14 protein-coding genes and 1 tRNA gene are annotated in these 14,355 nt (G+C 68.4%); 3 read left to right on the top strand and 12 right to left on the bottom strand.

Features of this window, described 5'->3' with window-relative positions; all coding sequences use genetic code 11:
* Positions 1–8 precede the first annotated feature (8 nt).
* Both ABD793_RS20885 and lon read left to right on the top strand, forming a co-directional pair.
* Positions 9–857 (top strand): SAM-dependent methyltransferase, encoded by an 849-nt coding sequence (locus ABD793_RS20885; RefSeq protein WP_344862416.1) that lies wholly within the window; start codon positions 9–11, stop codon positions 855–857.
* A gap of 84 nt (positions 858–941) precedes the next feature.
* Complete coding sequence (gene lon, locus ABD793_RS20880) at positions 942–3,344, top strand: endopeptidase La (RefSeq protein WP_344862414.1); 2,403 nt, start codon at positions 942–944, stop codon at positions 3,342–3,344.
* 36 nt (positions 3,345–3,380) lie between these two features.
* Here lon and ABD793_RS20875 read toward each other — a convergent pair whose 3' ends face one another.
* The 4 genes from ABD793_RS20875 to ABD793_RS20860 form a co-directional block, all read right to left on the bottom strand.
* A complete protein-coding gene (locus ABD793_RS20875) occupies positions 3,381–4,028 on the bottom strand; it encodes a LysE family translocator (protein ID WP_344862412.1) in 648 nt (215 codons plus the stop codon).
* Between the two features lie 68 nt (positions 4,029–4,096).
* On the bottom strand, positions 4,097–4,978 hold the full coding sequence (gene rfbA, locus ABD793_RS20870) for a glucose-1-phosphate thymidylyltransferase RfbA (RefSeq protein WP_344862410.1): 882 nt from the start codon (positions 4,976–4,978) through the stop codon (positions 4,097–4,099).
* Between the two features lie 76 nt (positions 4,979–5,054).
* Entirely contained in the window at positions 5,055–6,203 is a 1,149-nt protein-coding gene (locus ABD793_RS20865; protein WP_344862408.1) for a sialidase family protein, read from the bottom strand.
* Between the two features lie 168 nt (positions 6,204–6,371).
* Positions 6,372–6,863 carry a YajQ family cyclic di-GMP-binding protein gene (locus ABD793_RS20860; protein WP_344862406.1) on the bottom strand — a complete coding sequence of 164 codons (492 nt, stop codon included), beginning with the start codon at positions 6,861–6,863 and terminating at the stop codon, positions 6,372–6,374.
* Between the two features lie 127 nt (positions 6,864–6,990).
* Here ABD793_RS20860 and ABD793_RS20855 point away from each other — a divergent pair.
* A tRNA-Tyr gene (locus ABD793_RS20855) sits at positions 6,991–7,072 on the top strand.
* Positions 7,073–7,195: 123 nt separating this feature from the next.
* Here ABD793_RS20855 and ABD793_RS20850 read toward each other — a convergent pair.
* From ABD793_RS20850 to ABD793_RS20815, 8 genes are all read right to left on the bottom strand, one after another.
* Entirely contained in the window at positions 7,196–8,368 is a 1,173-nt protein-coding gene (locus ABD793_RS20850) for a tyrosine-type recombinase/integrase (RefSeq protein ID WP_344862404.1), read from the bottom strand.
* A 230-nt stretch (positions 8,369–8,598) separates the two neighbouring features.
* Positions 8,599–8,799: a helix-turn-helix transcriptional regulator gene (locus ABD793_RS20845; protein WP_344862402.1), complete on the bottom strand. Its 201-nt coding sequence runs from the start codon at positions 8,797–8,799 to the stop codon at positions 8,599–8,601.
* A gap of 247 nt (positions 8,800–9,046) precedes the next feature.
* Entirely contained in the window at positions 9,047–10,387 is a 1,341-nt protein-coding gene (locus ABD793_RS20840; RefSeq protein ID WP_344862400.1) for a DUF3987 domain-containing protein, read from the bottom strand.
* Between the two features lie 122 nt (positions 10,388–10,509).
* The gene (locus tag ABD793_RS20835) at positions 10,510–10,743 is read right to left on the bottom strand and encodes a hypothetical protein (RefSeq protein WP_344862399.1); all 234 of its coding nucleotides are present in this window, start codon (positions 10,741–10,743) and stop codon (positions 10,510–10,512) included.
* Between the two features lie 11 nt (positions 10,744–10,754).
* On the bottom strand, positions 10,755–12,242 hold the full coding sequence (locus tag ABD793_RS20830) for a DNA cytosine methyltransferase (protein WP_344862397.1): 1,488 nt from the start codon (positions 12,240–12,242) through the stop codon (positions 10,755–10,757).
* Positions 12,242–12,580 carry a hypothetical protein gene (locus tag ABD793_RS20825; RefSeq protein ID WP_344862395.1) on the bottom strand — a complete coding sequence of 113 codons (339 nt, stop codon included), beginning with the start codon at positions 12,578–12,580 and terminating at the stop codon, positions 12,242–12,244. The genes ABD793_RS20830 and ABD793_RS20825 overlap by 1 nt, the downstream gene beginning before the upstream one ends.
* Positions 12,581–12,609: 29 nt before the next feature.
* Positions 12,610–13,611, bottom strand: a complete 1,002-nt coding sequence (locus ABD793_RS20820) for a DUF5131 family protein (protein WP_344862393.1) — start codon at positions 13,609–13,611, stop codon at positions 12,610–12,612.
* Positions 13,611–14,168, bottom strand: coding sequence for a hypothetical protein (locus tag ABD793_RS20815; RefSeq protein ID WP_344862391.1), 558 nt, complete (start codon positions 14,166–14,168; stop codon positions 13,611–13,613). Before ABD793_RS20815 ends, ABD793_RS20820 begins: the two co-directional genes overlap by 1 nt.
* Positions 14,169–14,355: the final 187 nt, after the last annotated feature.

The raw sequence follows: 14,355 nt of genomic DNA, 5'->3' as shown, positions 1-14,355 counted from the left end.
GAGTCACCGTGACCGAGCAACCGGATGCCGCACCGAGAGCACCCAAAGGCGTCGACACCGAGAAGCCGTCGGCCGCGCGGGTCTACGACTGGTACCTCGGCGGCTCCCAGAACTGGGCCGTCGACCGGGAATTCGGCCGTCGGGTGGAACAGCAGTGGTCGCTCGTCCGGCCCGGGGCCCAGCAGAACCGCGAGTTCATGAACCGGGTCGTGCGGGCCGCGCTCGCCGCGGGTGTCCGGCAGTTCATCGACCTCGGGTCCGGGGTGCCGACCGCGGGCAATGTGCACGAGGTGATCGAGGCCGAGCTGGACGACGAGGACCACGCCGCCGTGGTGTACGTCGACTACGAGCCGGTGGCCGTGGCGCACGCGACGCTGATCCTCGAGGACGAGGCGGCCACCGACTGGGCCGGCATCGTGCAGGCCGACATGCGGGACCCGAAGGCGGTGCTGCGGCACCCGCGCACCGTCGAGCTGATCGACTTCGGCCGGCCGGTCTGCGTGATGATGATGGCGGTGCTGCACTTCGTCGGCCCGGACGACCATCCGGACGAGCTGGTGGCCACCTACCGCGACGCACTCGCACCGGGCAGCTGGCTGGCCATTTCGCAGATGAGCGAGGGCGACGGCAGCGGCGAGGCGTTGGCGGGCTTGCGCTGGTTCGTGGAGCAGTACCGCAAGACCAGCAACCCGGTCTGGATGCGCGACCGCGAGGAGATCGAGCCGTTCTTCGGCGGCTGGCCGCTGCTGGAGCCCGGCATCACGCACCTCCCGGACTGGCGCCCGGAGCGGGAGCTGAACGCGGTCGAGGCGGCGGCCACGCCGTTCGCCTGGTGCGGGGTCGCCCGCAAACCCTGATCGCTGCCAGCGAACACTCCCTGGGAAACAAACCCACCCTTCGGAGAGTTGAGCAAGACAGACTCAACTAACCGAGGAGTGCACATGTCCGACACCCGCCTCCTGCCCGTGCTCCCGCTCGATGACGACGTCGTGCTGCCGGGCATGGTGGTCCCGCTCGACCTGAACGAGGGCGACACCAGGGCCGCAGTGGAGTCCGCACAAGCCAGGACGCCGGCCACGACGTCGTTGCCCGGCATCCGCTCCGGTGCGGCGAACAAGGCCGAGGTCCTGATCGTGCCGCGCGTGCACGGCGAATACGCCGAGCTCGGCACGGTCGCCACCGTCGAACGCGTCGGCCGGGTCCCCGGCGGCAAGACCGCGGTGCTGCTGCGCGGCACCGGCCGTGCTGCGGTGGGCCGGATCGCCGACGGTCCCGGCGGCGCCCGCTGGGTGCACGCCGACGACGTCTCCGAGAGCACCGACGACCGCTCCGGCCAGCTCTCGACCGAGTACAAGGCGGTCGTGATCTCGCTGCTGCAGCAACGCGGCGGCTGGCAGATGATCGACGCCGTCCAGCAGATCGAGCAGCCCTCCGCGGTCGCCGACCTCTCCGGCAACGCGCCCTACCTCACGACCGAGCAGAAGCTGGAACTGCTGACCACGCTCGACGTCAGCGCCCGGCTGGAGAAGGCCCTCGAGTGGAGCCGCGAGTACCTGGCGGAGCTGGAAGTCACCGACACCATCCGCAAGGACGTCCAGGAAGGCATGGACAAGCAGCAGAAGGAATTCCTGCTGCGCCGCCAGCTCGAAGCAATCCGCAAGGAGCTCGGTGAGCTGGACGGCAGTGCCGAGGACGACGACTACCGCGCCCGCGTCGAGGCCGCTGAACTGCCGGAGGCGGTGAAGAAGGCGGCGCTGGCCGAGGTCGACAAGCTGGAGCGCACGTCCGAGCAGTCGCCGGAGGGCGGCTGGATCCGCACCTGGCTGGACACCGTGCTGGAGCTGCCGTGGAACGAACGCACCGAGGACAGCTACGACATCGCCGCCGCACGGGCCGTGCTCGACGCCGACCACGCCGGCCTCGACGACGTCAAGGAACGCATCATCGAGTACCTCGCCGTGCGCAAGCGCCGTGCCGAGTCGGGTCTCGGCCCGGTCGGCGGACGGCGTTCCGGTGCCGTACTGGCCCTCGCCGGTCCGCCCGGGGTCGGCAAAACGTCGCTGGGCGAATCGGTCGCGAAGGCGATGGGCCGCACGTTCGTGCGGGTCGCGCTCGGCGGCATCCGCGACGAGGCGGAGATCCGCGGACACCGCCGGACCTACGTCGGTGCACTGCCGGGCCGGATCGTGCGGGCGATCAAGGAGGCCGGTTCGATGAACCCGGTCGTGCTGCTGGACGAGATCGACAAGGTCGGCGCCGACTACCGCGGCGATCCGACCGCGGCGCTGCTCGAGGTGCTGGATCCGGAGCAGAACCACACGTTCCGCGACCACTACCTCGAAGTGGAGCTGGACCTGTCCGACGTGGTGTTCCTGGCCACGGCCAACGCGCTGGAGACCGTTCCCGCCCCGCTGCTGGACCGGATGGAGCTGGTGACCCTCGACGGGTACACCGAGCACGAGAAGGTGACCATCGCACGCGATCACCTGCTGCCGCGTGAGCTGGAGCGCGCCGGGCTGACGTCCGGCGACGTGACGCTCACCGACGAGGCGTTCGGCCGGATCGCCGCCGAGTACACCCGTGAAGCGGGCGTGCGCGACGCGAACCGGACCATCGCCAAGGTGTTGCGCAAGATCGCCACCAAGGTCGCACTGGACGAGCTCGCGCTGCCGGTGACCGTCGACGCGGATGGCCTGGAGACCTACCTCGGCCGCCCGCGGCACGTGCCGGAGTCGTCGCTGCCGGAATCGACCCAGCGCACCTCGACTCCTGGTGTGGCCACCGGATTGGCGGTGACCGGCGCGGGTGGTGACGTGCTCTACATCGAGGCGTCGCTGGCCGATCCGGAAAGCGGGTCCACCGGACTGCAGCTCACCGGGCAACTGGGTGAGGTGATGAAGGAATCTGCCCAGATCGCATTGTCCTACCTGCGTTCGCGCGGCGCGGAGCTGGAGCTTCCGGTGAGCGATCTGAAGGACCGTGGCATCCACGTGCACGTTCCGGCGGGTGCGGTGCCGAAGGACGGCCCGTCGGCGGGCGTCACGATGACCACCGCACTGGCGTCGCTGCTGTCCGGCCGTATGGTGCGCACCGACGTCGCGATGACCGGCGAGGTCTCGTTGACCGGCCGCGTGCTGCCGATCGGCGGGGTGAAGCAGAAGCTGCTGGCCGCGCACCGGGCCGGTATGAAGACGGTGATCATCCCGCAGCGCAACGAACCGGACCTGGACGATGTGCCGGCCGAAGTGCTGTCCCAGCTGGACGTCCACCCGGTGGCGAACGTCAGGGAGGTCCTGGAACTGGCACTGACCCCGGCATCGGCGGAACTGCCGCAGGCCGCGTGAACCGTGACGGCGCCCGGGTTTTCCACCCGGGCGCCGTCAGATCCGGGCCCTGGCAGGCACTTCCCTGGCAAGCAGCACCGCGACGCAGCCGAGCAGCGTCCCGGTGATCCGCCGCTGCCAGACGGCCCAGGCCGGCCGGCGCCTGATCAGCCCGGCCACGGATCCCGCGGTGAGCACGATCACCGCGTTCACCGCGAGACTGACCACGATCTGCACGCTGCCGAGCGCGAATCCCTGTGCGGTCGGGTTTCCCAGCGCCGGATCGACGAACTGCGGGATCAGCGCGAGGTACATGATCGCCACTTTCGGGTTGAGCAGGTTCGTCAGCAGCCCCATCCGAAACAGCTTTCCCGCCGGATCACCGGCCAGTTCCGCCGGTTCGAACAGTCCCCGCCCGCCGGGCCGCAACGCCTGCCAGGCCAGGTACGCCAGATATCCGACACCCGCGGCTTTGCCCCCGATGTACAGCCACGGCACCACGGAGAAAACCACGGCCAGCCCGAGATTCGCCATGACCAGGTAGCCGACGAACCCGACCCCCGTACCGGCCAGCGAAACCAACCCGGCCACCCGTCCCTGGCCGATGCTGCGCGACACGAGATACACCATGTTCGGGCCGGGAGTGAGCACCATGCCCAGCGCGGTCAACGCCATACCCGCCGCCGCTGCCGTCGAGATCACCATGCCGGCGATGCTGGTGGCCGGGCACCCGATCGCTCAAGAGCCAGCAGGCGAGTGCTGGCCTGCTCGGCTCAGCCGGTGGCGCCCGCGGTCCGTGCCACGTTCATCACGTACTCGCCGTAGCCCGACTTCGCCAGCTTCGTGCCGAGCGCGTAGCACTCGTCCGCGCCGATGAAGCCCATCTTCAACGCCACCTCTTCCAGACAGGCGATCCGCACGCCGGTGCGGTGTTCCAGCACCTGCACGAACTGGCCCGCCTCCAGCAGGGAATCGTGTGTACCGGTGTCGAGCCAGGCGAAACCGCGGCTGAGCTCGATCAGGTCGGCGCGATTCTGCCGCAGGTAGGTGCGGTTGACATCGGTGATCTCGAGTTCGCCGCGGGTGGACGGCTTGAGGTCGCGGGAGATCTCCAGTACCTCGTTGTCGTAGAAGTACAGTCCGGTGATCGCGTTGTTCGACCGCGGCCGGGCCGGTTTCTCCTCAATGGACAGCAGCTTGCCGTTCCGGCCGACCTCCCCGACGCCGTAGCGTTCCGGATCCTTGACCTGGTAGCCGAAGAGCACGCAGCCGTCGAGGTCGGTCGCGGCGGTGCGCAGGGTGGTGGAGAAACCCTGTCCGTAGAAGATGTTGTCGCCGAGTACCAGTGCCACCGAATCGTCGCCGACGAAGTCCGCGCCGATCACGAACGCCTCGGCCAGCCCGTTGGGGCTGGGCTGTTCGGCGAAGGAGAAGGAGAGCCCGAACTGGCTGCCGTCGCCGAGCAGGTGGCGGAAATTCGGCAGGTCGGCAGGCGTGGAGATGATCAGGATCTCCCGGATCCCGGCGAGCATCAGCACCGAGATCGGGTAGTAGATCATCGGTTTGTCGTACACCGGCAGCAACTGCTTCGACACGGCCTGGGTGATCGGGTGCAGGCGCGTACCGCTGCCTCCCGCGAGCACGATGCCCTTCACGTCCGCTCCCTCGCCCTTCGTCGGCCACTCGGTCCGGCGTTCACCGTACCGAGTGAGGTCCGCGGGCGCGCGAAGATCAGAAAAGCGGGCCCTTGCCGAAGTACGCCTTGCAGCCGTCGTTGTTCTCGGTGCCGATCTCGAGCACGTTCTTGGCACCGTCGACCGGCAGCAGGGTGGACGAGTAGTTGGGGCAGAAGTCGTTGTAGATCCCGTTGATCCGGATCGGGCCCGGCATCGGGTACCAGTTGCCCTGGCCGAGTTCGTCGTTCACGAGCAGGGTCTGCCCGTTGCCGGGCCGGGGGGTGCCCTGTGCGTCGGTGTAGATCTGGCCGACCATGACCAGCCGCACGCCGTGCGGGCCGCCGGGGAACAGCGTGATGGTCTGCGCATGCTGGAAGTAGTCGCCGTTGGCGGTGACCACCCTGGTGCCGGGATCGGCCGGATCACCCCAGTTCGCGCCGTCGGCGGAGATCTTGTAGTACGGATCGCAGTAGCGGTCGCCGTAGTTGCAGATTTCGTAGCTGAACCAGTACCGGCCGTCCGGCAGACGGCGGACGATCGGCATGCCGGGGCGCACCCGGTCCGGCGGGATCGCCATGGTGAGCTGTTTGGTCCCCCAGTGCAGCCCGTCGGTGGAGCCGACCCGGTTGAGCACCTGGGCGTACTTCGGGGCCTGGGTTTCGTCGGCGTAGTGCAGCCAGAGCGTGCCGCCCGCGTCGACGGAGAACTCGGGTTCCCAGATGCCGTCGTGGTTGTGCGAGCGCGCCGCCTCGGAGAGGAACGTCCACCGGCGGCCGCCGTCCCGGCTGGCCCAGATCTTCAGGCCGATCCGCCGCTGCGCGCCGGCGTCCTGGCGGTAGCTGGCCGCCCACAGCAGAGTCCCCGCACCCAGCCCGCCGACCTGCTGGGGCAGTTCGAACAGCGTGCCGCAGCACTGGCCGAGCTTGGCATCCGGATCGCGGATCTCGCCGAGCTGGTGGAAGCTGGCGCCCTCGTCGGTGCTCTCCATCACCGGGGTGAACTTGCCCTCGGCGTCCGCACTGGTCAGCGCGGCGATGATGTGCCCGCGCCCGAACGACGAGTGCTCCAGCCGCACCAGCCGCGGATAGGACCCGAACCCGGGCACGAGCTGCTTCTTGTCGGCAACCGCAGTCGCAGGCGTGAACCCGGCGACGAGCACCACCACCGACGTGAGGAAGGCGATCACGGGAGTCCAACGGCGCATCCAGAACCCTCTCTCACGACCGGTCGCGCGCGATTACATCACGCGCCCGGCGGAGCACCGCACCGTCCCACCGGCCGACCTGCGGATTCCACCCGTTCGGGGCGCCAGCCCGCCGGGCCCCGGCCAAGCCGCAGCCGGCGGCGATACCCGCAGGTCAACACGGGTGCGTCAGCGGTAGTTGGTGAACTGCAACGCGATCTCGAAGTCCTCACCCTTCAGCAGGGCGATCACGTCCTGCAGCTGGTCCTTCTTCTTGCCGGACACCCGCAGCTGGTCGCCCTGGATCTGGGCCTGTACGCCCTTCGGACCCTCGTCGCGGATGAACTTGGCGATCTGCTTCGCCTTGTCCGAGGCGATGCCCTGCAGGATCTTGCCGTTGATCTTGTAGGTCTTGCCGGAGACGGCGGGTTCGCCCGCTTCGAAGGCTTTCAACGAGATGTTGCGCTTGATCAGCTTCTCCTTGAAGACCTCCACGGCGGCGAGCGCGCGCTCCTCGGTTTCCGATTCGATCGTGATGGCTTCTTCGCCCGCCCAGCTGATGCCGGTCCCGGTCCCGCGGAAGTCGAACCGCGTGCCCAGCTCCTTGCCTGCCTGGTTCAGCGCGTTGTCCACCTCCTGGCGGTCGACCTTGCTCACCACGTCGAAAGAGGGATCCGCCACGTGTCCTCACACCTCGTACTCGCTCGTCAGGGGCCACCAGCCTAGCCCCTGACCACCCCCGGCCATCCCGGTTGACCCCCGCCCCGGCCGGTTGGGTATCCTTTTGCCCGGCCGGTCACCCGGCCAAGGCAGGTTACCCAAGCGGCCAAAGGGATCTGACTGTAAATCAGACGGCTCAGCCTTCGGGGGTTCGAATCCCTCACCTGCCACACCAGCCAAATCACCCCCGTGACCAGCACGAACCGGTCACGAGGGTGATCTTGTAACTTCCGGCTGCTTCCAGCTGACTCCGGATAATTTGGCCGATCCACGGACGCATCACGGACGCAAGCTCAGTAGCCCGTGTAGCCGCGCTCAATCCGGTCCATCGCGGCCTGCTCGCCACCGTCTAGACACTTCGCGTAAACGCGCATCAGCACCCCGAGGCTGTGCCCCGCCCACTTGGCGACCTTGGTGGGCTCCACGTTGCTGGACAGCCACGTGGACACAGCTGCGTGGCGGAGGTCATAAGGCCGTTTGGCGATCGGCCTGGCCTGCACCTCTTCCGTGAACACGGCTGCCCGTGCTGCCGCCCACGCTCGACCGTAGACCGAGCTGCTGATCCGGCCGGAGTTCCGGCTGCCACGGAACAGCCGGCCATCAGGCGCGGTGCCGTGGCGGGCGATGTGCCTGTGGAGCAACTCAGTCAGCTGCGGTGTGCACGGGACGGGCCGACTCGACTTTGCGTTCCGATGTTTCAGCGGCCCCTCCTCCGAGGCCTCGCCAGAGTCGGTCCATTCGGCGTCGATTTCGGGACGTGCTGCCTCGAGGACCAACCATCCCGCCCCCTGTTCCGGGATCGACAGGTTGCGCTTGTTGAGGTTGGCAGCTTCTTCTGGACGGAGAGCGGCGTAGTACATCACTCCGAAGAAGGCTTCTAGAGCCGGATCGCGCTCTGCTACCGCGGCAAGCAACATGCGCCCCTGCATCGGATTGATGACCGCGGCAGGGTCGACCTCCTTCAGTTCGTAGGTCCGCTTCTTCACCTTCACCTCATCCAGCGGGTTTGAATCCAAAGCACCTCGCTCCACTGCGTAGTCAAGGAACCCGCGAAAAGCGGCACGACGAATCCGTACCGTGTCGACAGCCGCCCGTGATCCGTCGAGGTTCTTCTCGAAGCTGTTCAACACCGCGCGCAGCACGTCGGGCCTGGCGAACTCCGACGCTCGACGGCTGCTTGATTCTGCTACGTCGGCACAATCAACCACTTCTGCCGAGTATCCGGCTGTACGCAACTTCGAGACGATGTCCATCGACTCATCCAGGTCGGCTTTCAACCGCAACTTCGCATTGAACGCGCCCGTGAGCGCCCGGCGGAACTTGCCGTCTTTCGGGAGCGAGCGCTTGGCCGCACCTAAGGTCAGCTTAGTCAGTGATCCGGCGATCGACTTTCTGTACTTCGGTGACGCGCTCGGCCACATCATGTCGACGTATTCACACGCTAACGCGAAGGTGGAGATCGCCATTGCGGGCTTCTTCTCCATCGATCTCGGCAGACCTGATTCCGTATCGAACGCGTCACCTTTGCGCGTGGCAGCAACAAGGTCTGATCGGAAGCTATCAGCGAGAGCCGAAGTTCGGAACGGCTCGTTGAACTCTCTTCCGCTCACTGTCCATCGTGCACGATAAGTCCAATTTCCACTCCGGTGCTTTCGACGCTGCGTGTTCCAGACTTTGACGTTGTACGAACTCGGCATCAGGCAGCCTTCTTCTCCACGCGACTTTCAATCCAGCGTTCGAGGTCCGACCGGCGAAAACGAAGGTCGCCGTTCGGCAGTTTGACGCACATAGGCGCTTTACCCTTTGCACGCCAGTCGTAGAACGTCGAGATGGCGACACCGCCAAGTTCTTCCAGGACTTCGGCGAGCGTGAGCAGCTTGCTGTTGGCGTTGGCCATGCGGCAATGACCCTTCCGTGTGCAGTGCGGGGCAGCGGGCGGTGCGGGTAGATGTCTCGCTTCCGGGTGATCGGCGGTGGCCGGTGGGTGGGCGGCATGAGGCGGTGCCGTTGGCTGGCTGGGGCGCGAAGGAAACGAAGTAACGAAAGATGTGCCTGACCTGGGGTTCTTCTCGGGACTTATTTCGTAGGTACGAAGTAAGTCGAGGTAAGTCCCCGGTGTTTGTGCTGGTCAGCGAGTTACTTCGTTACTTCGTTTCTTTCGCGGGGTGCTGGGGCGTGGCGGCGGTGTAGACCTCGGTCGGACGGCCCCGGCCGCTGGCGGGCGGGATCTTGGTGACCTGGATCTGCCCGGCGGCGAGCAGCTTGTGGAGCATCCTGTTGATCTCGTCGGCGGGGGTGTTGCGGCGGAAGTACTCGCTCGTGATCGCTGCTTTGGTCCGGCCCTGGTCGTCAGCGCCGATCCACGCGGCGAGCTTCGCCAGCACGGAACTGTCGGTGAAGATCGCGCGGGCGGAGGCGATGGAGTACCGCACGAGCGCGGCGGCCGCGGTGAGGTGTTCGGGGTGGATGGCGTGTTGTCCGTCGAGTGCGGCGTGGATCGCGGCGATCCGCAGGCAGTTCGGCACGGCGCGGGAGACGAACTGCTCGACCACGGCGATGTCGCCGTGGTCGGTGGCGAACTCGATGTACAGCGCCCGCCACAGGTCCGCGGCCGGGCCGGTGAACCCGAGGGTGCCCAGCCGGGCGCCCTCGTCGAGCCGGTCGGCGAACCCGTTGCCGAGTCCGGCCACGATGTCGGTGGGTGCGCCCTGGCTGAACGGCAGGAACTTCGACCGGGACACCGCCAGCGGCAGGAACCGGTTGTAGGTGCCACCGGCCATGTCGGATGCGGAGACCTTGTCGCGGAACTCGGCGGGGGTGATGTGCGCGAGGATCCCGACGTGCGAGCTGGGCGCCACCCGGGCGGCCACGGTCAGGGTCGACAGGTCACCGCCTTCCCACGCCGAACGCAGGATCGCCGAGAGCGAGTTGCCTTCCCGCTTCATCTTCGCCATCACCCCCGCCCACTCGGCTTCCATCACCATCAGCCGCAAGTCCCGTCCTGTGTCGGCTCCGTCGAGCTGTTGTTCGTCGTCGTCGAGTGCGAACCGTTCGGCCAGCCCTTCCCCGGACGAGAGCCCGGACTTGATGTTGTGGTGGGTGAACGCGGTGTCCGCCGCGGTGATCAGCCGTTTCGCGGTCGACCAGGAGGTGCCTTTGCGGCCCGCGCTGGTGCGGCCGACGATCAGCGGCCACACCAGCAGCGGGTGCGGGTCGTCCCCGGCCCGCACGTGCGGGCCTTGTCCGAGGTGGACACCGGCGAAACACAGCAGCGATGCCAGCACCGCCACCGGATCGGCCTCGCTGGTCGCCTCGACCTTGTGCACGAGGTGCCCGAGGTAGCAGTCCATCACCGCGGGGTCGAGCGTCGGCAGTTCGGCGCGTCCCCGCGCCACCTGCGCGATCGCTTCAGCCTCGGCGGCGTCGACGTCGGTGGGCACCACGGGTTCGCGCAGCAGTCGGACAGGTCGGGCAGGCTGCGTCATCAGTCGTGCTCCTCTGCTTGACGTGCAGCATTGGGCGGTCCGGATCCAGCCGGCCGAAATGCCGCCGCGCCGTCCCGACAAAATCGGGACGGCGCGGCTGTGAGGTCAGGTGGACGCGTCGGTCAGAACGGTGGTTCGCCGGGTTCCGCGGCGGTGCCGCGGCGACGGACGCGACGCCGCAAGGCTTCGACGCGCCGCCCGGTGTGGCGCCGCCACCAGGCCTGCCACCGCGTCGGGTTACACCGGGAGCAGCCGGCGTCGTTGCAGTCGAAGCACTCCGGCTCCAGCTTCGGCGCGCCGAGCAGCTCATCGTCGTGCCAGTCGTCACCGATGTCGTCGTGCCACTGGTCAGTCACGGTCGGCCTCCTCAGGTGGCGGGTTCGAGTGGTTCGCCGGTGATGGCTTCGATCACGGCGCTGGCGGTGACTTCGGCCATCGCCGGGGGCAGGGCGTTGCCGTAGCCGCGGACCGTCTTGCGTTTCGACTTCGCGACCGTGGCGGGGATCCGGTAACCGGGCGGGAAGCCCATCCCGGCGCCGACCTCGTGCGGCTGCAGCATCCGAAACGTGCACCGTGCCACCGGTGGTGTCCCGGTGAGCAGGGCATAGCGGTCGCGGGTGGTCAGCGTCCCCACCGGCTGGTCAGTACCGCGGGTACCACCGTTGCCGTAGTAGGACATCAGCAGCGCCAGCCCGTCGGGGTCGGTGGGCGGACCGACCAGTCCGTGGTGGTTTCCGCCGGCCGATACCGTCGGGATAGGCCCATCCACCGGGTACGCGGTCTTGGCGGACCCGCCGTTGCGCTGGATCGAGATGAACGGCGGCACCACCACCGCGGTTTCGCGGCGGCAGGTCTGCGTCCGCAACGGCTGCCCGACCGAAGTCGCCGTGTGCACCCCGGCCCGCGCCGCGCACGACACCAGCAGCGTCCCCGCGTGCCGGGCCAGCCCGGCCTCGATCCGTTCGATCGTGGCCGGGGTCAGCGGATCCGGTCGTCCGTGCTTGTCGACGCGTTGCCCGATCCGCTGTCCCGGATCCAGCGACCAGTCGATGACGGTCGAGGCGGGCAGCACCTCCGGTTCCACGATCTGGTGGCGGCACGCACGATGCGGGCAGCGGTAGACGTACTGGCCGTTGCGGGCACCGTAGACGCCCATCGTCACCCGCGGTTCCTTGAACACCTGCACCGCGCTCACCACCTCGTCACAGACCGGGCAGTAGGCCTTCGGCCGCAACCACTTGTCCCAGTCCGGATCCCGTCCCAGGCTGGTGTGCCAGTACGCGAACAGGAACCGGTTGCGCGACTGCGCGACCTTCCCCAACGTCGGGCCGGTGACGTGCATGGCGTTCAGCGCGATCACCCGCGTCCGGTACCCCTCGGCCTCGATCTCCCGGCGCCACCGGCCGAACTGGTCCCACTTCACGACCTGCACGACGTTCTCCACCAGCCCACCGAGCACCGGTTTGCCGCGCCGGTTCATCGCCTGCAGATACCGCGGGATCTCCTCCATCAACGCCCGCGCCCGCGCCGTCTGCGGGTTGCTGGCCCGCGGCCCGGTCACCGGATCGAACAACACCCCTTGGGTCGTGTTGTCGAAGTCCCGCTTCTCCCCACGCGCGTCCGTCCACGGCGGACACGACGGGGTCGCGGCGAAGAAGTCGACCCGCGGGAAACGCCCGATGTCCTCCTTCGCGATGTCCCCGCGGTAGTGGTCCATCTCCGGATGATTCAACGCATGCGTCAAGATCGCGTTCTCGTCGTGATTGGCCGCCAGTACCCCGCGGGTCCCGGGCACCGCCAGCACACCGATGGTGTCCCCGCCGAACCCCGCGAACTCGTGATACGTCGTGAGCATCAGTGGTGCTCCTTGCTGCCGGTCAGCAGCCGGATCGGCTTGCCGAGGTCGAGGGCGTAGACGAGTTCGGCCTGGGTCGAGGGCCCCATATAGCCGCCGGGCGCGACGAACACGACCTCGTCGGCGTAGCGGATCTTGGCCCGGTGCAACCGGTCGAGTGCCGTCTTCGCCTCCTGATCCAGCACCGCCCCATGTGGTGAGCGGGCGGAGGAGACGACTTCGGGGCGCACCACGATCCGCCCGGCGAGGGTCTCGGACTGCGCGACGTGCGCGATCGCGTCCATGAAACGGGTCGAACCGCACAGGCACACCACCGGCGGCCGGTCAGGATCAGACATCAGCGGATCTCCTTGCAGTCGGTCGGTCATCAGCGCGGATCCGGAGCGGGGAAGTCGTCGTGGATAGTTCCGTCGAGGTCGCGTCCGGCGCGGCCTTTGCCGACGCGGTAGACGCCGTGCCAGTCGCCGCCTTCGGCCATCGCGGTGCGGACGTCGGCGGTGCGGCCGTCGAGCCGGGTGACGTAGGCGTCGGGGTCGCGGTCGGCCCACGGGTCGCTACCGGTGCCATCGGGATTGCCGTAACGGGCGTCCCACGTCCAGGCGCCGCGCTGCTTGAACAGGAACGGCACCCGCGAGGCCGCGCACTGATCACGCAGCGACCGCGCCCACCCCGGGTGCATCGGCCGCGCGCCGTACCCGGACTCGCCCCCGGCCACCACCCAATCCAGCGTGCTGCGCCACCCGGCCGGTGTCCCGTCCGCGTCGAACCCGTCGCCCAGCCACGGCGACAGGTTCACCGGCCCCAGCAACGGTTCCGCCGACACCCACCGGATCGCGGCCGGGGTACCGGCCAGGACCGGGAGCCGAACATCGGCCCACCGCTGGTTTTCCACCGACACCCCGACCCACAGGTTCGGCAGCGGCCAGGTGTCGCCGTGCGGGCGCTCCCCTGCCGCGACGGGTGTGATCACCAGCGACCGGTCCATCGCCCGGTCCGCGAACGCGTCATTGAGCAGCAGCGACCGCATCCGGCCGGGCCGTTTGGTCAGCAGCTGGAACGTGTGCTGCGGACAGGCGGCCATCACCGCGAACACCTCGGCGATGTACTCGTCCGGCACGTCGGTGTGGAACAGGTCCGACATGGAATTGACGAACACCCGCCGCGGTGTGCGCCACCGCAACGGCGCGGCGAGCTTGTCGCGGCGCAACCGCACATCGAACCCCGAGGCGAAGTAGTGCCCGCTCGTGTCGCGCCAGCGTTCGGCGAACGTCTTGGCGTAGCAGTGCTCGCAGCCCTCGGACACCTCGCTGCAGCCGGTGACCGGGTTCCAGGACGCATCGGTCCACTCGATGCTCGTGGTCGTGCTCATCAGGCAGCGCTCCTCCGAGTCGAGGTCGGGATGGGGGCGGGCCGGACGATCTCCGGCGGGTCAAGCACCTCGGGCCCCGCCGCGGCGCGGTAGCGCTCGGCGAGGGCGTCGAGGTCTCCGCGCTCGTCCAGCCGGGCCGCGATCGCGGCGGCGTCGCCGGTGGCGGCGGCCTCGGCGAGGCGGTGGGCGTAGCGGGTGGCGGCGCGGCGGTACGCGGCGTCGAGCACGCTGGTCTTGAACCGCGGCCCGAACACCGCGCCCGCGGCGTGGCCGTAGAGGTCGGCCAGTTCTCGGGTGAGCCAGGTGATGCGGTGCTCGCCGCGGGCCTGCCCGGTCTGCGTCGCCTGGTCGAACAGCAACGCCGGGCCGGGGGCCTGGCCCTGGGCCATGACCTGCATCGCTAGCCGGGCGATGTGCGCGGCCATCGGCCGGGCGAAATCATCCGGCCGCATCCCGGCCATCAGCGTGCGGGCGCCGGCCAGGTCGGACCACAGCACCGAGCCGAGGAACTGGTTCTCCGCCTCGAACACAGGCGAACCAACAGGGTTGGTGTCCATACAGGACCGTCCTTTCCGTGGCAGTACGGGGTTAGCGGCGGGGGCGGATCTGGCGGCAGGTGTGGCAGCAGCGCTGCCGCATCCGGTTGCGGGCACCGCACGAACGGCAGCCCCACCGCTGTCGCGGCGGGCGGCCCGGGGCGGGCGGCAGGATCAGGCGAGTCGTCACGGGGCTTCCTCCAAGAAA

The organism is Amycolatopsis ultiminotia, assembly GCF_039536925.1.
Lineage (GTDB): Bacteria > Actinomycetota > Actinomycetes > Mycobacteriales > Pseudonocardiaceae > Amycolatopsis > Amycolatopsis ultiminotia.
Note: the sequence above shows the minus strand (reverse complement) of the source record. Positions and strands in the feature narration are given on the sequence as shown.